The organism is Sphingobium sp. B2D3C (assembly GCF_025961835.1).
Classification (GTDB): domain Bacteria; phylum Pseudomonadota; class Alphaproteobacteria; order Sphingomonadales; family Sphingomonadaceae; genus Sphingobium.
The window spans coordinates 2,576,872-2,595,169 of the sequence record NZ_JAOQOK010000001.1 but is presented as its reverse complement, the minus strand read 5'-3'; the positions used below and the strand labels follow the sequence as shown (position 1 = coordinate 2,595,169).

Here is an 18,298-nt window from a genome sequence, read left to right as displayed (position 1 = left end):
GGTTCGGCCCGCTCGTCGAGAGCGGTGCTTTTAGGAGGGAAAGAATGAAGACCATGAGCATCTGGCAAATCAACGGCGCGACCTGGTTGCGCAACTCCGTCGCGGTCGGCGCGATGGCAATCGCTTGTGCGGCACCCGCCTTTGCGCAGGAGGCGGCTCCGTCGACGGCACCCGTTAATCAGGCGGAACCGACCGCACAGGCCGAGGACGGCATCAGCGAAATCGTCGTGACCGCGCAGTTCCGTGGCCAGAGCGCCCAGAAAACGCCGCTCGCGATCACGGCCTTGTCGGCTGAGACGATCGCCGCGCAGGGGCTGACCACCGTCAGCGATATCGCGGCCCAAGCCCCCAACGTCGTGCTCCAGCCGGCTCCCGCTGGCGCCGGTCCGTCGGTTCAGTCCTTCATTCGCGGCGTGGGCCAGGTGGACTTCAATCCCGCCGTGTCGCCCGGCGTCGGCACCTATATCGACGACGTCTATTACGGCACCATCGCTGGCGCGAACTTCGATCTGGTCGACCTCGATCGCATCGAGGTCCTGCGCGGTCCGCAGGGCACGTTGGCCGGGCAGAACTCGATCGGCGGCTCGGTGAAGCTCTATTCCAAGAAGCCGACCGGCAATGGCGGCGGGTTCATCTCGCTCTCTTACGGAAGCTACAATAACGTGCGCGTGAATGCGGCAGCGGACATGACGCTGGTGCCCGATCGCCTGTTCATGCGGATCACCGGCGTGACCGACCACAAGGATGGCTATGTCACGCGGTACGATTATGCCTGCACGCATCCGGGTACGCAGGTTCCGTCCTTCGCGCGTGATGCGAACTGCAAGCTCGGCACTGAAGGCGGGAAGGCCGTGGCAGCCGGGCGCGTCCAGCTGCGCTGGGTGCCCACTGATGCGCTCGAGGTCAACCTTGCTGCGGACTATGTCAGCGACAAGTCGGAAGGCACGCCGCAGACGTTGCTTTATGCCCGCAATGACAGCCTGACGCCCAAGAATAGCATCAATGGCGTCAGCATCGGCACCGCGACCGGCGCGTCGCAATTCATCAGCTATTCCCCGTTCGGCGCGTTCGCTGGCGACAGCTTCAGCACGAGCCCCTATACCAACTACGCGACCTATTGCGACCCGACCCCGAGCAGCCGCTCGGGCGCCTATTGCCTGGATTCAAGCTCGGCGACCAAGGGCGGCGGCGTCTCCCTGACGATCGACTACAAGCTCGCAGACAATGTCTCGTTCAAGTCGATCACAGCCTATCGCAAGCAGAAGATGGAGTTCTCGCAGGATAATGATGCGACGCCTGTCCCGCTGGCGCAGAGCTTCAATGCGCTGACCTATCGCGAGGTGACGCAGGAGCTGCGCGTTAATGCCAGCCTGATGCAGGATGCGGTTAATCTGACGCTCGGCGGCTTCTTCATGGATGAGTTTACCGCGCTGGATTCGCGCATCGACATCCCGCCCTTCGACTTCATCGGGCGGGATCGCGTGCCGGCGAAGACCTATGCCGTGTTCGGCAACGTCGACTGGAGCGTGACCGACAAGCTGCAGCTGATCGGCGGGCTGCGCTACTCGAAGCAGGAAAAGACCTTCAAGTTCGGCCGCCTCGGCGTGCCGGGCACGCAGCTCGGCGGCCATCCCGATGGCCCGCCCTATCTGCCCTGCCCCGAAGCGGGCGGGACGATCGTCAATGTGGCGGTCTGCCCGGTGAATGGCGCCTCGGGCACCTTCAAGGGCGACAATGTCGATTATCGCATCGCAGCGCAGTATCAGTGGACCCCCACGATCATGACCTATGCGTCGGTCGCGACCGGCTTCAAGGGCGGCGGCATCAACCCGCGGCCTTACAATATCTATCAGGTCATCCCGTTCGCGCCGGAAAAGCTGACCTCCTATGAGGTTGGCTTCAAGAGCGACCTGTTCGACCGCAAGCTGCGCGTCAACGGCAGCTTCTTCTATGGCAACTACACCGATCTCCAGCTCCCGGTCAGCGCGTGCCCGGCCAACCCGGCTTATCCGGATGTGCCTCTGGCAAGCTATGCACAGCCGTGCAGCGCGCTGCTGAACGTCGGCAAGGCGGTGACCAAGGGCGGTGAACTGGAACTGACCGCTCGCCCGACCAGCAGTCTCACGCTTCAGGCGGCAGTCGGCTACATCAACATCGGCTTCAAGTCGCTGCAGGCGACGGCGATCAGCGCCGGCACCACGCTGGACTCCAAGTTCCCGCTGATCTCCGACTGGAAGGGCAGCGCGAGCGCCCAGTATCGCATCGATACGGCCAATTTCGGCACTCTGACGCCACGGCTGGACATGACGTTCCAGTCCAGCTTCCAGACGTCGATCCCCAACACGACGTTCAACAAGGTGCCGGCCTATACGCTGCTCAATGCAGGCCTGACCTGGGATGCTCCGGGCGGCGATTGGCAGGTGATTGCGAACGTCATGAACCTGACGAACAAGCTTTATTACTACGCTTATCTGGATAACCGTGCGACCAATGGCACGGTGAACGGCTTCCCGGCCGCGCCGCGGCAGTGGCGCCTGACTGTGAAGCGTTCGTTCTGATGATCGGCGGCGGGGCGGTGGTTGCGATGCGATCTCTGCCCCGCCTCGAGAACCATAAGATGAAATAGGATGGAGGCGGCAGGGTGAAAGTCGGTCGGAGAGCGATATTAACGGGCGGCGCCGCGATCGTCGCTGCCAGCACCCAGACCCCTCGCATGGCAGCCGCCGCTGTTGCTCCCTCGCGCACTGGCCGGCAGGCGGTATCAGCAGGCCGGGATACGGCACGCGTGGAAACGCAGTCGGGAGTGCTGGCCGGCTATCGGCAAGGGGATGTCCTGACCTTCAAGGGCATTCCCTATGCGGATGATACGGCCGGGCCAAATCGCTTCCTGCCGCCACGTCCGCCCCGTCCGTGGTCGGGCGTGCGCAGCGCACTGAGCTTCGGGCCGGTCTGTCCGCAAGATCGCGGATCAGGTCGGGCCAATGACGAAGAAGCGTTCATTTTTCAATGGAATGACAGTTACGAGCGCGAAGACTGCTTGCGGCTCAATATCTGGACGCGGGGCGATGTCGGTCGCCCCCGACCCGTGATGGTCTGGCTGCACGGCGGTGCGTTCATCGCCGGATCGGGTCATGACCTGCCCGCCTTCGATGGCCATAATCTGGCCGACCTGCACGACGTCGTGGTGGTCACGTTGAACCATCGGCTCAACGCGCTCGGGTTTCTCGATCTGTCGACGTTCGATTCCGCCTTCGCGGACTCCGGCAATGTCGGTCTGCTTGATATCGTCGCCGCGCTGCAATGGGTGCGCGACAATATCGCAGCGTTCGGCGGCGATCCGGCGCGCGTCACGCTGTTCGGCCAGTCGGGCGGCGGACGCAAGGTCGCGGCGCTGATGGCCATGCCCCAGGCGCGCGGTCTGTTTCACCGGGCGATCGTCCAGAGCGGCTATGTCCCCACCGGCGTGACGGTAGACGAGGCCGCGAGCCTGGCCGCCGCAACGCTCGCGGAACTGGGCATTGCGAGGACGTCGGCGCGCGCCGTGCAGGATGTGCCCTATCCGCAGTTGCTTGCGGCATCGAATGCGGCAGCGCGGCGGCTCAATCCCAAGCTTGCGGGAAGCCCCATCGATCCGCGAAATTTGCCGCGCTTCTCATTTGGGCCGGTTATCGGCGGGGCCACTCTTCCCGGCGGCGTGCTCTCCGATGGCGCACTGGCGAATTCCGCGCATGTGCCGCTGATCGTCGGCACCACGCTCAACGAATTCGCAACCGGCATCAACGACCCGGCGTTCGAGGCTTTATCGGCAGCGCAATTGCGGGAACGGGTCACCGGCCTGTTCGGCGATCGTGCGGACGGCATTATCGAGGCCTTCAAAGGTCGCACGCCGCATGCTTTGCCCTGCGATCTATGGTCACGCATCGCGACCGCGCCGCTGCGCCTCAGCGCGATGGAATTTGCCCGTCGCAAGGCCGCCATCGGCGGAGCAGGCGCATGGCTGTACCAGTTCGCACGCCCTGCGCCGGTGCTGGATGGCCGGCCACGCGCATTCCATTGTGCGGATATTCCCTACGCGTTCGCCAATGCCGAACGCTGCGCCACGATGACCGGAGGGGACGCGGCCGCGCTGAAGCTGTCCAATATCATGGCCGGCGCCTGGACCCGATTTGCCGGGACCGGTGACCCCAACGGACCGGGTTTGCCGCGCTGGGCGGCTGCAAATCGAGACCGACCTGCGACCATGATCTACGACGATCAGACCCGGCTCGACACCGGCAGCGACCACGCCGAACTGGCAACCGTCGCGGCTGCCTTGCGTGACTGAGCAGTCGCGGGAATTCTCAAGGTGTCGCCGTGACGGGGCCGTCGGGAGCGAGTGCGAGACACTTGATCAATACTCTGGTTTTTAAGGTCGGCGCTCCCCGCGCAAAGCCGCTTTCGCCCAAAGATGGTAAAACCGTTCGCCGCTGGCGCAGATTATTGTCGTTTCACAACAAAGTGTTGCCTCGCCGTCCGATCTCTAGCCGAGAGGGATTGGCGGCACTTAAAAGTCCTACCTTTTTCCGCCTCTGTCATGCTAGGCTTCTCCCATGATATCGATCCTGCTCGCTACCGCTCTTGCCATGGCCCCGGACTCGACGACGGCTGTGGCCCCGCCCTCATCGCATGAAGCGCCGGCAGCAGCGCCGTCCGTCCCGGCGGATCACGCTGCCTTGCTCGCCAGCAAGGACCCCAAGCTCGCGCGGAACAAGCGGCTGGTGTACGACATGTATCGGATCGTGCTCGTGGCTGGTCAGGTTGATCGCGCGCACGAGTTCATCGCGAAGGATTACATCCAGCATAATCCCAATGCCGCCCAGGGTTTGGCCGGCGTGATGGATTATGTCCGGTCCTCGCGCCCGCAGCGGCCTGTGGAGGCAAAATTGAGCCTCCCCATGGTCGACATCACGGCGGAGCGGGACAAGGTCGTCATTGCATTTGTGCGCCCCGAGAAGGACGCGAACGGGCAGACCTATTACACAACCTGGTTCGACATGTTCCGGATCGAAAACGGCAAGATCGCGGAGCATTGGGATCCGATGCTGAAGGGCGAGCCCAAGATCGACCCAAATCAGAAGAAGCTCTGACTGCTAAAGGGAATCCCGTGAGTTGCGAGAAGCGCGCGGGTAGCGTTCGGCCGCAATGTCAAGTGTCTCAACTGCGCCTATTGCCCTGCGTCATTTCCAGAGCTTGGAGAACCAAAGCGATAAAATCCTGAAACATGATCCGCCGCTTGCAGTTGAGCGATGTCAGCTCGATCAGCCGCGCCCGGATCCGGGATACAGTTCTTCGCGTGCCGTCGGGACAGGTAATCCTGATCCTGCTGTTGCCCAGATCGAGGATGGTGCGCCAGCTATCGGTCAGAGAGGAGGCTGCGTCGCCAGATGCTACTTGGTCCATCACGCCTCGCCGTCATCACGCTTTTGCCGCCGCGCGCCAGGGACGGATTGGAAGAGTGCGCTATCCTTGGCAGAAGCTAGGGTTATTGAAGCCCTTAGGGCCAACGGTGCGAGCTTGTAAGCCTTCGCGTTTCGCCAACACAGCGGTCATCCCCAAAACGGGGCACTATCCCTGAATGCTGCCGTAGGTTCATGGTCTAATACCGGCTCCACGAGCAGGTCGCGGGGCCGGCAATCGCTCAAATTTCGGTCCTTTCTGACAAGGTCAGTGCATCGTCGATATCAACGCTCAGATATCGCAAGGTGTTTTCAATATTGGTATGGCCGAGCAGGATCTGCACCGCTCTCAAATTTGCTGTCGCTTTGCACATCAGAGATGCTTTCGTCCGACGCAGCGAGTGCGTGCCGTCCTCCCGATAATCGAGGCCCACCGTCGAAACCCACTCATCTACGAGGCAAGCATATTGCCTCGTAGATGAGGTGACCAAGGTAATCCACACGACTGGGAAAAGGAAAGTCCTGCGCGGAACCGTGGCGTCGTTCGAGCCATGTTGTCAGACTCTTTCGAGCTTCTTGCATGATCTCGAACTGCACTGGTCTCCCAATGTTCTGCTGGATGACGGTCGACCGACTGCGAATGTTTCCGGCGCTTACGACATCACTGATCTTGGGTTTGACAAGATCACACCCTCGAAGCTCGCTGTCGATTGCCAGGTCGAACAATGCTCGATCACGCAACCGTCGGCGCTCGTCGAGATAAAACCGGATTGCCCATATATCACGCGGCTTAGAGGGCGTTTGGGCGTGACGTTCTGGCCTGCATTCCAAGGACGCCGCTCGTGCACAGCGGGTCAAGGCCTGAATGTCCCATGACCCTTCTCCATTGGCCGGAATGGCCTTTGGAAGATTAACTCACTGGGGCGGTTGGCCAGATAAGTCGGTGTCCCCGCCGCGCCTCAGCTGCGACGCGCACCTAGCGTAGGTGGGCCTCTGGTCGGAACCGCTCGCACATGAATTCCATCAGTGCTTCGACATGCTGATTTTCGAGCCGATAGTAGATCGTCTGGGCGTCGCGTCGGGTTTGCAGGATTCCACCTTCGCGCATCTTCGCCAGATGTTGCGATACGCTCGATTGCGACAAGCCGCACAGGTCAGTCAGCTCGCTTACCGAGGCTTCACCCTCACGCAGGCGGCAGAGCAGCACCAAGCGCTGCTGGTTCGCGACCAGCTTGAGCATAGCCGCGACTTCAGTGGCGCGCTCGCACAGAAGGCTGAGCTTCATATCCTCCATCTTCATTGCGTCGCGAGGGTCCTGTCGTCCTTGAGCACGATATAAATCGCTGGAATAACGAGCACCGTCAGCAGCGTCGAGGAGGCAAGGCCAAAGAGCAGCGAAATCGCAAGACCCTGAAAGATCGGGTCCGTGAGGATCACTGCCGCGCCGATCATAGCCGCCGCGGCTGTAAGGGCGATCGGTTTAACCCGGATCGTGCCGGCTTCGATCAGCACATCGCGCAGGGGCCTGCCCGATTCAGCACTGTGACGGATGAAATCGACCAACAGGATGGAGTTGCGCACGATGATTCCGGCAAGGGCGATGAAGCCGATCATCGAGGTCGCCGTAAACGGGGCCTGAAACAGCATATGGCCGATGACGATGCCGATCAGCGTCAACGGGACCGGTGTCAGGATGACGAGCGGGAGTTTGAAGCTGCGGAACTGTGCGACCACAAGAATATAGATACCGAGTAGCGCGACCATGAAAGCGCCGCCCATGTTGCGGAACGTCACCCAGGTGATCTCCCATTCACCGTCCCAGAGCATGCTGACTTTCGACTCATCCTCGGGCTGGCCGTTGAGGCGAATCTGCGGCTTGACGAGGCCCTTGGCTGCCCAATCAAGGTCGTCGACGGCGCGATCAACAGCGAGCATGCCGTAGATCGGTGCTTCATAGGCGCCCGCCAGTTCGGCCGTGACCATGTCGGCATAGCGGCCGTCGCGACGGAATATGGCGGGGCTGCCGGTCTCGTTGCGCGCATCGACCACGGCGCCGAGGTCGATGAGTTGACCGGCTGGCGTCTGGGCGACGGGTGTTGCGGCGAGCGCTTGGGTCCAACTGCGGTCCTTCTGAGCCAGCGCAATCGTAATCGGCAGCGGTGTGCGCCCGTCGCCGCGCGGTGCATAGCCGACCGTTTGGCTGCCCATCAGCATGCCTATGCTGTCGGACACCTGTCGCTCGGATAGGCTGTAATAGTCGATCCGATCGCGCTGCGGCACCAGACGCAGGCGAGGGCGCGGCTCACCGACGCTGTTGTCGACATCGACGATGAACGGCACGGACTTGAAGATTTTTTCCAGCTCGGCGGCCGTCTTCTGGCGCGTCGCGGCGTCGGGCCCGTAGACCTCGGCCAGCAGCGTCGCGAGCACCGGCGGCCCCGGCGGTGTCTCGACGACTTTAATCGAAACGGTCACTGGCAGCTTGAGCGCTTTCAGCCGCTCGCGCAGATCGAGCGCGATCTGATGACTGGAACGACTGCGGTCGCCCTTGGGGAGCAGGGTTACCATGACATCGCCCTGATCAGGTTGCGCGCGCAGGAAATAATGGCGAACAAGCCCGTTGAAATTGAAGGGTGCCGAAGTGCCCACATAGGCTTCCATCGCCGTCGCCTCCGGCAGCTGGCGCACGATGGCGGCGACGTCTTCTAGCACGCGGCCGGTATTCTCAAGTGATGTGCCCTCCGGCATATCGACCACCACCTGCACCTCAGATTTGTTGTCGAAGGGAAGCAGCTTCACCGTGACGGCCTTGAAGTAGAACATCGAGCAGGCGACCAGCGTCGCAATCCCGACGCCTATAAGGAAGCGCCAGGCGGATTTGCGCGTGTCGATGATCCGATGGGCAACTTTCGCGTAGAGACGGCCAAGCCTTCCGCCGCTCTCATCATGCCCGCCAGCCCCATGCGCCAGCGTCTTGCGGGCAAAGCGGATCATCAACCAGGGGGCGAGCACGACCGCGACGAAGAACGAGAAGATCATCGCCGCCGAGGCATTGACCGGGATCGGCGCCATATACGGCCCCATTAGTCCCGAGACGAACAGCATCGGCAGCAGCGCCGCTACCACCGTCAGGGTGGCGACGACGGTCGGGTTGCCGACCTCGGCGACCGCCTCGATGGCCGCCTGTGTCCGTGTCCGATTGTCGTCCATGGCCCAGTGGCGGGCGATATTCTCGATCATGACGATCGCGTCGTCTACGAGAATACCGATTGAGAAAATGAGCGCGAACAGGCTGACGCGGTTGATCGTGTAGCCCATGAGATTCGAGGCGAACATGGTAAGCAGGATCGTCGTCGGGATGACCACTGCTGTCACGGCAGCCTCGCGCCAGCCGATGGCAAATCCGATCAGGACGACGATGGAGATCGTTGCCAGGCCGAGATGGAAGAGCAGTTCATTGGCCTTCTCGTTCGCAGTCTCGCCATAGTTGCGGGTGACGGCGACGGCGACGCTATCCAGGATGAGCTTGCCCTCGAGTGTCTCGACACGCTTGAGGATCGCATCCGAGACGACGACGGCGTTGGCGCCCGCGCGCTTGGCGATGGCGATGCTGACGGCTGGCGCGCTGGTCCATGTGTCGCCGGCCTTCGCCCAGCGCCAGGCGCGTGCCTGATCTTCCCGCGGCCCCTGCGTCACCGTGGCGACATCCCGCAGATAGACCGGTGCGCCCGAGGCGGATCGCACCGTGAGGAGACCGACTTCCTGCGCCGAAGAAAGGGTGCGTCCGGCTGTCACTGCCACGGCCTTGCCGTCCTCGCGGATGTTGCCGAGCGGGAAGCTCCGATTGGCTTGGCTCGCAGCCTCTATGACGTTGCCGAGTGGTACGCCATATTGGCGCAGTCGAGCCGGATCGGGAGCAATGCGGATTTCTTCGGGTCTGCCACCAACGAGGAACGTGAGGCCGACATTGTCGACCTTGGCGATTTCGGTGCGCAGCTTGGCGGCCAGTTCGTAGAGGCTGGCGTCGTTCCACTGGCCTGCCGCGCCGGGCTTTGGGGTGAGCGTCAACACGACAGCCGGCACGTCGTTGATGCCGCGCACGGTCACCTTGGGATCTGGAATGCCAACCGGCTTCCGGTCCCAGTTGGCGCGCAGCTTTTCCTCGACGCGGATAGCCGCGTCTTCCGGGTTCGAGCCGACGAGGAACCGGGCGGTGACCATCACCCCGTCGTCCTGCGCCTGCGTATAGACATGCTCGACCCCGTCGATGCTCTTGACGATTGTCTCAAGCGGGATGCCGACCAGTTCGATTGCGTCTCCAGCCGAAAGCCCTGGTGGCACCACCTGAATGTCGACCATCGGCACGCTGATCTGCGGCTCCTCCTCCCGGGGGATGGAGAAGAGAGCCAGCAGACCAACGGCCAGCGCCGCCAACAGGAATAGCGGCGTCAGGGGAGAAGAGATCGTGGCGCGCGTGAGCCGGCCGGAAATTCCGAGGTTCATTTCGCGCCTTTCGGCAGGAACAGCGTGTCGCCAGCGGCGACGCCCGCCAGAATCTCAACCTTGGCAGGGTCGTCCGTCGGCGCGATCTGCACCGGCACAACCCCCACTGCTTTGTCGCTGCCAACGATCTGTACCTGATCGATGCCATATTGTGTCGTCACGAAGCGGCGCGGAACGACCAGCGCCTTGCGCGCGCCTACAGAGACCGAAGCGCTGACGCGCCGTCCTACCAAATCAGTGGAGAGGCCAGGAAGTGTGGCATCGACACGGATCTGTCCGCCACTGACGCCCGGATAGACCTGCACGACGCGGCCTTCGCGGACGCCGGAATAGCGCGCATCCGTCACCAGTACGCGCGAGCCGGCCTGAACTGCGCCTGCGGCCGACTCCGGCAGCATGAGGCGCAGAACGGGTGGGCCGGCGGTGACAGTGGCAATGGACATCCCGGGCGCCACGACCGACCTGGCCGGAATATCGGCGCGCAGGACGCGGCCACTGGCCGGGGCCAGCACGGCGCCTTGCTCCGCGATGCTCGCGCTTGCGCCTCGCTGGGCCTGTGCAGCCGCTACCATTGCATTGGCGGCCTTGGCAGCCGCGACTGCCTGATCAAGTCGAGCCTTGGCGTAGACGCCATTGCTGTAGAGATCCTGGATGCGGGCGAGATCGCTATTTGCACGAGCAGCCTCGGCCTGCGCCGCTGCGACGTTTGCACCAGAGGCGCTGGTTTCGTAGCCGAGGCGCGCATCGACGATCATGCCGATGCGCTGCCCCTTGCTGACCACGTCGCCAGCGCGGACGGAGAGGCTGCTGAGCGTGCCGGGGATGCGCGCGAGGGCCTCGGCTTGGTCGCGGGTTGCGATTTCAGCGCCAACAGCTTTCATGTCGGCAATGTCGCTCAGGGCAAGGCGTAGCGTATCGCCAGCGGCCAAGCTGGAAGACCGTTGCTCCTGCGCTGGTTCGCCGCCGCATGACGACAGAACCAGCAACGCGCCATAAAGCCAAGGCGCTTTCGCTTTTTTCGCCATCATGTGCTCCCCAGTCGTCGCTTCAGTCCATCACCACGGGACGGCCGCTAGATTTCCAGGCTGCAATGCCGCCGGCCAGATGAGTATCGATGGTCGATTGCGTCTGGCCGCACTTTTCAAGCGCCATGCCCGAGCGCTTTCCACCAGCACATTGCAGCACGACAGTCCGGCCTTGGGCATCCGGAACATTAAGCGGTGAAAAGGTCGCCAGGGGCATATTTACTGCACCGGCAATGTGGCCTGCAGCGAACTCGTCCGGCTCGCGCACGTCGACCAGCAGAACAGCGTCTGCTTTCAGCAAGGCGTCGAGTTCCATCGGCTCGATTTCGCGATGGGTCTTGCCTTTTCCGAATCCGAACATGGATGCCCCCTTCAATTTCCCCATTGCGCATATCGTGATATGCTTATATTAGTCAATAACGATTGATGAAGCGGAGATGGGGCGATGGGCAAGCCGAAGATCGTGGTTCTAGGTGCGGGTCTGGGCGGAACGATCGCCGCCTACGAGATCAAGGCCGCCGTCAAGGACAAGGCCGACATCCTGACGGTCTCCGACTCGGAGACCTATAGTTTCGTTCCGTCTAACCCTTGGGTTGCCGTGCGATGGCGCCAGCCTGAAGCCATTCAGGTCCATCTTCCGCCCGTCTTCGCCAGGAAGGAGATCGGCTTCACATCGGTCGGGGCAAAGCGGGTTCATCCAGTCGAGAAGCGCATCGAGCTGAACGACGGCACGTCCATCGATTATGACTATCTGATCATCGCCACCGGCCCTGATCTTGCCTTCGACGAGATTGAGGGGCTGGGGCCTCATGACGGCCATACCGTGTCGGTCTGCCAGACGGCGCATGCTGCTGCGGCTGCTGACCAGTTCGACGCATTCTGCGAGAAGCCCGGACCTATCGTGGTCGGCGCGGTGCAGGCCGCATCCTGCTTCGGTCCAGCCTACGAGTTCGCGCTCATTCTCGACACCGAGCTGCGCAAGCGCAAAATTCGCGACAAGGTACCCATGACCTTCGTTACCTCCGAGCCCTATATCGGTCATCTCGGCCTCGGCGGTGTGGGCGACACCAAGGGGCTGCTCGAGAGCGAGATGCGCAACCGCCACATCAAGTGGATCACCAATGCCAAGGTCTCCAAGGTCGAGGCCGGCATGATGCATGTCGATGAGTTTGACGAGGACGGCACCGTCAAGAAGTCGCACGACCTGCCGTTCGGCTTCTCGATGATGCTTCCTGCCTTCCGTGGGGCAGCAGCAGTGCGCGGGATCGAGGGACTCACCAATCCGCGCGGTTTCATCCTGGTCGACAAGCATCAGCGCAATCCTGCCTTCCCGGAGATCTTCGCGCTCGGGGTCTGTGTTGCCATCCCGCCAACGGGACCGACCCCGGTTCCGGTAGGCGTGCCCAAGACCGGCTTCATGATCGAGAGCATGGTAACGGCGATTGCCGCCAATCTCGCGGCGATCATCGACGGCAAGGAAGCAACTGCCGAGGCCACTTGGAACGCTGTTTGCCTCGCCGACTTTGGTGACGGTGGCGTCGCCTTCGTCGCCCAACCGCAGATCCCGCCGCGCAACGTCAACTGGTCGTCCAGTGGCAAATGGGTCCATCTCGCCAAGGTCGGCTTCGAGAAATATTTCCTGCGCAAGGTCCGCAGGGGCGAGAGCGAGCCCTTCTACGAGAAGCTGGCCCTACATGTGATGGGCATCCGCAAGCTTCGCTTCTGACCACCATTACCAAGGGGAAAATGCCATGAATATCGATCGCGCTGTCCTGATGTTCGCCGGCTTCGTCGTGCTGCTCGGTGTCACCTTGGCGCTGACAGTCCACCCGTGGTGGATAGCCCTTACGATCTTAGCCGGCGCCAACATGATCCAGGCAGGCATTACCGGTTTCTGTCCGGCAGCGATGATCTTCAAGGCCATGGGCGTGCGCCCGGGAAATGCTTTCAGATGAAGGTTGCCCGGATCATCATGATTGGTCTGTTTGCGGGCACTTCCATGCCTGCGGCGGCGGTGACGCTCGAGGAGGCGATCGCTGCAGCGGTGGCGCATACGCCCGAGATCGTGGCGGCGCGCGCTGACAGTGACGCCGCAGCCGCGCGTTTGCGCGAAGCCAAGGCTGACAGCCTGCCGACTGCAACCTTGACCGGGACCATCGGTGTCGGCCGTCTCGACCCGCAAAATTTCTTTGGTCTGGGCGCGGCCAATGTGACGCCGCGCGCGGGGCAGGTGACGATCGAGCAGCCGCTCTATGCCGGCGGACGCGTCAGCGCAGGGATAGCGCAGGCGAACGCCGGCAATGATGCTGCCCGGGCGGGCGAAGACGCCACCCGCAGCCAGATGGTCGCCACCGTCGCGCAGGCCTATGGCGACGTGTTGACCAGCCGCCGCCTGATGGTGCTCAGTAACGAACTCGTCGCGCAGATGCAGGAGATCGAGCGGCAGGCCCGGCTGCGCTACAAGGCAGGCGAGAGTCCCAGCACCGAGGTGGCGCAGGCTGCGGCGCGACTTGCTGAAGCACAGGCGGGTCTCGCTCAGGCCCAGGGATTTGTGGTCTCGGCAAATGCCCGCTTTTCCATTTTGACGGGGCTTTCGCCCGAAGCGCTCGAACCACTCCCCGCCAATCCCGCGCTTCCCGCGACGTTAGACGAGGCCATGGATGCCGCGCTTCAGCACAATCCCTGGCTTGCGGGTGCCGAGGCGGGTGTGCGCGCGGCACGCGCCGCTGCATGGGGCGCACGTGCCGAACGATTGCCGACGGTCGGCGCTTTCGCCGAGGGCACGATGGTCCGCGATCAGTTCTTCCCAGGCTATCGGGCAGATAGCGCGACCGTTGGCGTGCGGGCTCGTTGGCAGATATTCAATGCCGGCGCATCGGCGAAAGTGGCCGAAAGCGACAGCAGCGTTCGGGCCGCCGAGGCACGGTTCGAAGCGGCCCGAAATCAGGTGAGAGAGCAGGTCATTGCTGCCTTTCAAGCCGCTCAGACCGCCCTGCTGGTCGAAGAAGCATCTGCCAGGCAGGCCGAATCTGCGAGGCAGGCACGCGACAGCGTTGCGCATGAAGTGCGCGTCGGCCTGAAACCCCAGATCGATCTTTTGAACGCCGAGCGTGAGGCTACGGGTGCCGCTGCCGCCCTCGCCAAGGCTCAGACTGATAGGGTCGTCGCGGCGTACCGGTTGCTCAGCCTGATGGGCTGATAGGCATCCGAGAGAGACGGACAGCCATGAACAAGGATTGGCCCGAAATGGCCGCGAACTCAGCCACGCGATCAAGGAAGTGCGGCTCGGTACGCCCGAGGTGATGCAGTCATTCTCGGCTATGGCAAAGGCGGCGACGGAAGGCGGAGCGCTGGACGTTAAGACCAAAGAATTGATGGCACTCGCCATCGCCGTTGCCATTCGCTGTGACGGCTGTGTGGCCTTTCACGCGCAGGCTGCAGTCAAGCATGGCGCGTCGCGCGAGGAGATCATGGAGACCATGGGCATGGCGCTGTAAATGGGGGCAGGGCCCAGCCTCATATATGCTGCGCAGGCGGTCGAGGCCTATGACCAGTTTGCAAAGGGGAGCGTGGCGGCCTGAACAGGCCGCGCCGCACAGCCCCTTCAAGTTTCACCAAATAGCTCCCGTTGCGAAGCTTCGATCTCTTCGAAATAGCGACGGCGTGCATGCTTTTCGCTCACTACACCGAGCACCTGTCCTCGCTCATCGACCACGGCCATTTCGTCTGCGGCATGGTCGTCGAACATGTGCAGCATTGCCTGTATGCCAGTTGCTGGCGTCAGGCTCGTGTCGGCAAGCGTGGCCAATGCCTTGAGAGGAGAAGCCACTGGCAGATCGGGCCGATACGCTGACGTCGTTGCCACGATCCCACAATAGTGCCCCTGTGCATCGGTCATCACAGCCTTGCTGGCCGAACCAAGCTGAACCTGCGTGCGAAAGTCAGCAACGGTCATATCCTCGCGAACTGTGACCCAATCCTTGCGCATGATACGGCCGGCCGTGAGCGTCATCGTCCAGCCGATGTCGCGCGGGCTGCGGATTGTCGCGCCGCGCAAATGAAGGCGCCAGGTGGAGAAGGAATATCCGAACGTCTCACGCGTGAATGCGCTTGAGATTAAGGTCGCTGTCAGCACGACACCCATCAGGGCAAAATCGTGGGTGGTCTCGAGCATTAGGATCGCGAGCGTCATGGGGCCGCCGACAATCGAGACGCTGAGCGCCGCCATGCCGACCAGCGCGGCGTCATTGACGTCCAGTGTCACCGCCAGCGGACTCAGGTTGATCAGGCCGGCAAATATCTGGCCGACGAGCGAACCCAGGAACAGCGATGCGAAGAACAGTCCGCCTCTGAAACCAAAGCTCAGCGAAATGACCGAGGCCGCAATTTTCAGCAGAAGCACGACCGCGAGGAAGGTCAGTGTGGGGCGGAGGAGCAGGTCGAGGTGTAGGGCTCCATGCCCCGCTGAGAGCGACTGCGGCGAGATCCATGCAATCGGCATCAGCAGCAAACCGCCGATCACAGGCCGCCACCGTCCAAGCCGAGTCCACGACTGCACATGGAGTTCGGCCGAAGTGACCAGGCGCATGATCGCTATTCCGATCAGGGCGCAGACCAAGCCGAGGCCAGCATAGGCCAGATAGTCGGCAATCGCTAGGTGCCGGTCCGTAGTGGTCGCGACCAGATAGGGCTCGACGCCAAGCGCTCGAGTGACGAAACTGGCGGTGAGCGCTGCGGCCATAACTGGCGCGATGGCTGCGGGCGTGTAGTTGCCGATCACGATCTCGAAGGCATAGAAGGCGCCGGTGAGCGGCGCCCCAAAGGCAGCACCCACGGCCGCTCCGGCGCCCGCGCCGACCAGAGTCCGCAAGTCGTTTCGTCGAAGCTTGAACCATTGCCCAAAAACTGAAGCGACCCCTCCACCCATCTGGGCATAAGCCGCCTCAAGGCCGACCGAAGCGCCGGCACCGTTGGAGATAACGGTTTGGGCTGCAATGACCAAATTGTCAGCAAACGGAATGCGGCCCCCATGCAACGCGTTCGCCTCGACCACGTCGATCGGCGCTCTCTTGCGGCGGCGCAGCGCGCGCGACGCCATGACCAGCATTAGCCCGCCTGCCGGCAGGGCCAACAGGCGCCAGGGATGATGGATTGAGCCCAGCGCACTTAGGCGATTGATCGTGACGCCGTAGAAGAGATGCTGAATGCCGTGGGCAAGGAACTGCAGCGCATTGGTAAGCAGACCTGCGCAAAGGCCCGCAATTGTTGCCAACAGGATGAATGCAGCCTCGCTCTCACGAAGGGAGCGTCGCCGCCGGGCAACAAAGGCTAGAAGTGTTTCTTGCCACGAATGATTCATACGGGGGGTCAACTCTCACACGTCATCAAAGTCAACTTTAGGCAAGTGCCGGTTGTGTGCATGATCCAGCCGCAAGAGTTTAGCCTTTACCGCCCTCATACCCGACATTCGCACGCTCGAAACGTGACCCTAAAACCGCCGTTTGTTCATCAGGCTGTTGCGGCATAGCGATCGACCGGCTTTGGGACTTACCGGTCATTCCGTCGCAACCTGCCCAACGGCAAATCTCTTGCCAAAACCCGACACCCAGGTTTCGCTTCCCTGGCCTCGCACCGCGGCTACAACTAGGCCGATAGCGGAATGGCGGGTTTGAAGATCCTCTTTCCTCAAAAGACATTTACCTAGCGCTCACGCGGTCGGGATTGTCCCCCCGTCAATGACATACTCTGTCCCAGTAATTGTTCCTGCCCGGTCCGATGCCAGGAAGGCAATGAGACCGGCGATCTCCTCCGGTTCCGAAGGACGACCGATCGGGACGCCGCCGAGCGAATCCATGATCATGCGCTTTCCTTCTTCGACATCAACGCCGTGCTCGGCCGACAACCTCCTCGCGAGATCCACCGAGCTTTCGGTGGCGATCCAACCGGGCGAAACGCGCACCACGCGAACCCCTTTGGGCGAAACCTCCTTCGACAGGCTCTTGCTGTAGGTCGATAGCGCGGCCTTGGCGGCGGCATAGGCGGTCGTCGCTTCGGGTAGCGGCAGCTCCCGCTGGATCGAGGTGATATGGATCACCACGCCCGAACCGCGTTCGTTCATCGCCGGAAGCAGCGCCCGGTCGAGCCGGACTGCCGGCATGAGGTTGAGATCGAGTTCGCGGCGCCACTCGTCGTCGTCCAGTGCCCGGTAGCCGCCCGCCGGCGCTGCGGACCCGCCGAGCATGTGGACGACGATATCGACCCCGCCCATCCGCTTCTCGACCGCCTCGGCGACAGTGAGGCAGCCTTCGGGTGTCGTGAGGTCGGCGGCGACGAATTGGACCTCTGGCATGGTTTTGGGCCTGGTCCGCGCGGTGGTCAGCACCTGTGCGCCCAATTCGCGAAACAGCGCGACCGTGGCCGCCCCCGCCCCGCGGGTGCCCGAGGTGACGAGCGCTCGCTTGCCTGCGAGTGTGATGAATGGCGTCATGGCACGATCTCCAGTTGCGAAACGAGGTCGCCGTCGAGCACAAAGCGGTAGCGCAGGTCGACCGGACTGCCGGGGAAATTGCCGACGAGGTGGCTGGTGACGACCACGTGGCCATCGTCTTCGGTCAGGTCAAACGGTTCGACGGTGTATTGATATTGCGTCGAGGCATTGGCCATCCACTGCCGGATCGCCTCGCGCCCGACATAGCGGTTGCCCTCGTCGATCACGACGGCGTCGGGCGTGAAGCATTCGGAGATGGCCTGCGCCTCCCCTTTCCGGTCGGCAGCAAAATAGCCTGCGATCACTTTTGGCAATTGTAAGGTCATGGTCGTTTCCTTTCGGGGTTCGGGATCAGCGCCGGCTGCCCACGGCGCCGGCGAGCTCTTGGTGCGGGAGGGGATCTGCTCGGTCGGCACGAAGGTCAGCGCGGTGACCGCATCGACAGGCTCGGGCTGAACGACAGTGCTGCGACCTTCGAATGATGCTTCGCGCAGCAGGCGCAGCGAACGGTTCGATTCCGTCGGCAGGAACGAGATCATGCAGACCTCTTCCAGCGAGGCGGACTCGGCGATCTCGACCAGTTCGTCCTTCAGGTCCTCGCGGGTGTAACTGATGATGTAGTTGTAATCCTGTTCCAACGTGAACAGCCGGTGCTCGCGCATTTCCGGGGGGACGTCGCCGTCTTTGAAGTTCCACAGGAATTTGGCCGGGCCGCCAACGACGGGGCCGCCGAACACCAGTTGCCTGGCGATGAGCGCGTCGAGAATGCGGTACGCTTACACAGTGCTCCGCGCTGATGAATACCTGATAATATTGCATGGTCTCACTCCGGTTTGGTTTGACGGAGA

At 62.4% G+C, this 18,298-nt stretch carries 15 protein-coding genes and 1 pseudogene; 7 read left to right on the top strand and 9 right to left on the bottom strand.

Annotation, left to right across the window (positions count from 1 at the left end; genetic code table 11):
• Window positions 1–44: 44 nt before the first annotated feature.
• From M2339_RS12030 to M2339_RS12020, 3 genes are all read left to right on the top strand, one after another.
• Window positions 45–2,558 (top strand): TonB-dependent receptor, encoded by a 2,514-nt coding sequence (locus tag M2339_RS12030; protein WP_264586457.1) that lies wholly within the window; start codon window positions 45–47, stop codon window positions 2,556–2,558.
• A 227-nt stretch (window positions 2,559–2,785) separates the two neighbouring features.
• The gene (locus M2339_RS12025; RefSeq protein ID WP_264586458.1) at window positions 2,786–4,324 is read left to right on the top strand and encodes a carboxylesterase/lipase family protein; all 1,539 of its coding nucleotides are present in this window, start codon (window positions 2,786–2,788) and stop codon (window positions 4,322–4,324) included.
• A 265-nt stretch (window positions 4,325–4,589) separates the two neighbouring features.
• On the top strand, window positions 4,590–5,126 hold the full coding sequence (locus tag M2339_RS12020) for an ester cyclase (RefSeq protein ID WP_264586459.1): 537 nt from the start codon (window positions 4,590–4,592) through the stop codon (window positions 5,124–5,126).
• Window positions 5,127–5,193: 67 nt separating this feature from the next.
• Here the strand turns inward: M2339_RS12020 and M2339_RS12015 are convergent, their stop codons facing one another.
• The 6 genes and pseudogenes from M2339_RS12015 to M2339_RS11990 all read right to left on the bottom strand — a co-directional run bounded on the left by M2339_RS12015 (window position 5,194) and on the right by M2339_RS11990 (window position 11,324).
• The gene (locus M2339_RS12015) at window positions 5,194–5,439 is read right to left on the bottom strand and encodes a hypothetical protein (protein ID WP_264586460.1); all 246 of its coding nucleotides are present in this window, start codon (window positions 5,437–5,439) and stop codon (window positions 5,194–5,196) included.
• A 238-nt stretch (window positions 5,440–5,677) separates the two neighbouring features.
• Window positions 5,678–6,309 (bottom strand): annotated as a pseudogene (locus M2339_RS12010) (tyrosine-type recombinase/integrase).
• Between the two features lie 102 nt (window positions 6,310–6,411).
• Entirely contained in the window at window positions 6,412–6,735 is a 324-nt protein-coding gene (locus tag M2339_RS12005; protein WP_264586461.1) for an ArsR/SmtB family transcription factor, read from the bottom strand.
• Window positions 6,732–9,938, bottom strand: coding sequence for an efflux RND transporter permease subunit (locus M2339_RS12000; protein WP_264586462.1), 3,207 nt, complete (start codon window positions 9,936–9,938; stop codon window positions 6,732–6,734). Before M2339_RS12000 ends, M2339_RS12005 begins: the two co-directional genes overlap by 4 nt.
• Entirely contained in the window at window positions 9,935–10,966 is a 1,032-nt protein-coding gene (locus tag M2339_RS11995; RefSeq protein WP_264586463.1) for an efflux RND transporter periplasmic adaptor subunit, read from the bottom strand. The genes M2339_RS12000 and M2339_RS11995 overlap by 4 nt, the downstream gene beginning before the upstream one ends.
• A 19-nt stretch (window positions 10,967–10,985) precedes the next feature.
• Entirely contained in the window at window positions 10,986–11,324 is a 339-nt protein-coding gene (locus tag M2339_RS11990) for a rhodanese-like domain-containing protein (RefSeq protein WP_264586464.1), read from the bottom strand.
• Between the two features lie 84 nt (window positions 11,325–11,408).
• Here M2339_RS11990 and M2339_RS11985 point away from each other — a divergent pair, with 84 nt between their 5' ends.
• The 4 genes from M2339_RS11985 to M2339_RS11970 are packed head-to-tail and all read left to right on the top strand — an operon-like array spanning window position 11,409 to window position 14,460.
• Window positions 11,409–12,689 carry an NAD(P)/FAD-dependent oxidoreductase gene (locus M2339_RS11985; protein ID WP_264586465.1) on the top strand — a complete coding sequence of 427 codons (1,281 nt, stop codon included), beginning with the start codon at window positions 11,409–11,411 and terminating at the stop codon, window positions 12,687–12,689.
• A gap of 25 nt (window positions 12,690–12,714) precedes the next feature.
• Window positions 12,715–12,918: a DUF2892 domain-containing protein gene (locus M2339_RS11980; RefSeq protein ID WP_264586466.1), complete on the top strand. Its 204-nt coding sequence runs from the start codon at window positions 12,715–12,717 to the stop codon at window positions 12,916–12,918.
• Window positions 12,915–14,162, top strand: a complete 1,248-nt coding sequence (locus M2339_RS11975) for a TolC family protein (protein WP_264586467.1) — start codon at window positions 12,915–12,917, stop codon at window positions 14,160–14,162. Before M2339_RS11980 ends, M2339_RS11975 begins: the two co-directional genes overlap by 4 nt.
• 37 nt (window positions 14,163–14,199) lie before the next feature.
• Complete coding sequence (locus M2339_RS11970; RefSeq protein ID WP_264586468.1) at window positions 14,200–14,460, top strand: carboxymuconolactone decarboxylase family protein; 261 nt, start codon at window positions 14,200–14,202, stop codon at window positions 14,458–14,460.
• A gap of 107 nt (window positions 14,461–14,567) precedes the next feature.
• Here the strand turns inward: M2339_RS11970 and M2339_RS11965 are convergent, their stop codons facing one another.
• The 3 genes from M2339_RS11965 to M2339_RS11955 all read right to left on the bottom strand — a co-directional run bounded on the left by M2339_RS11965 (window position 14,568) and on the right by M2339_RS11955 (window position 18,187).
• The gene (locus tag M2339_RS11965; RefSeq protein WP_264586469.1) at window positions 14,568–16,322 is read right to left on the bottom strand and encodes a chloride channel protein; all 1,755 of its coding nucleotides are present in this window, start codon (window positions 16,320–16,322) and stop codon (window positions 14,568–14,570) included.
• A 348-nt stretch (window positions 16,323–16,670) separates the two neighbouring features.
• Window positions 16,671–17,450 (bottom strand): SDR family oxidoreductase, encoded by a 780-nt coding sequence (locus M2339_RS11960; RefSeq protein WP_264586470.1) that lies wholly within the window; start codon window positions 17,448–17,450, stop codon window positions 16,671–16,673.
• Window positions 17,447–18,187: a nuclear transport factor 2 family protein gene (locus M2339_RS11955; protein WP_264586471.1), complete on the bottom strand. Its 741-nt coding sequence runs from the start codon at window positions 18,185–18,187 to the stop codon at window positions 17,447–17,449. The genes M2339_RS11960 and M2339_RS11955 overlap by 4 nt, the downstream gene beginning before the upstream one ends.
• Window positions 18,188–18,298 lie beyond the last annotated feature (111 nt).

Coding starts and splice junctions, on each gene's coding strand:
- M2339_RS12030 (WP_264586457.1), top strand. CDS start 45: ATGAAGACCATGAGCATCTGGCAAATCAACGGCGCGACCTGGTTGCGC.
- M2339_RS12020 (WP_264586459.1), top strand. CDS start 4,590: ATGATATCGATCCTGCTCGCTACCGCTCTTGCCATGGCCCCGGACTCG.
- M2339_RS12015 (WP_264586460.1), bottom strand. CDS start 5,439: ATGGACCAAGTAGCATCTGGCGACGCAGCCTCCTCTCTGACCGATAGC.
- M2339_RS12005 (WP_264586461.1), bottom strand. CDS start 6,735: ATGAAGATGGAGGATATGAAGCTCAGCCTTCTGTGCGAGCGCGCCACT.
- M2339_RS12000 (WP_264586462.1), bottom strand. CDS start 9,938: ATGAACCTCGGAATTTCCGGCCGGCTCACGCGCGCCACGATCTCTTCT.
- M2339_RS11995 (WP_264586463.1), bottom strand. CDS start 10,966: ATGATGGCGAAAAAAGCGAAAGCGCCTTGGCTTTATGGCGCGTTGCTG.
- M2339_RS11990 (WP_264586464.1), bottom strand. CDS start 11,324: ATGTTCGGATTCGGAAAAGGCAAGACCCATCGCGAAATCGAGCCGATG.
- M2339_RS11985 (WP_264586465.1), top strand. CDS start 11,409: ATGGGCAAGCCGAAGATCGTGGTTCTAGGTGCGGGTCTGGGCGGAACG.
- M2339_RS11980 (WP_264586466.1), top strand. CDS start 12,715: ATGAATATCGATCGCGCTGTCCTGATGTTCGCCGGCTTCGTCGTGCTG.
- M2339_RS11975 (WP_264586467.1), top strand. CDS start 12,915: ATGAAGGTTGCCCGGATCATCATGATTGGTCTGTTTGCGGGCACTTCC.
- M2339_RS11965 (WP_264586469.1), bottom strand. CDS start 16,322: ATGAATCATTCGTGGCAAGAAACACTTCTAGCCTTTGTTGCCCGGCGG.
- M2339_RS11960 (WP_264586470.1), bottom strand. CDS start 17,450: ATGACGCCATTCATCACACTCGCAGGCAAGCGAGCGCTCGTCACCTCG.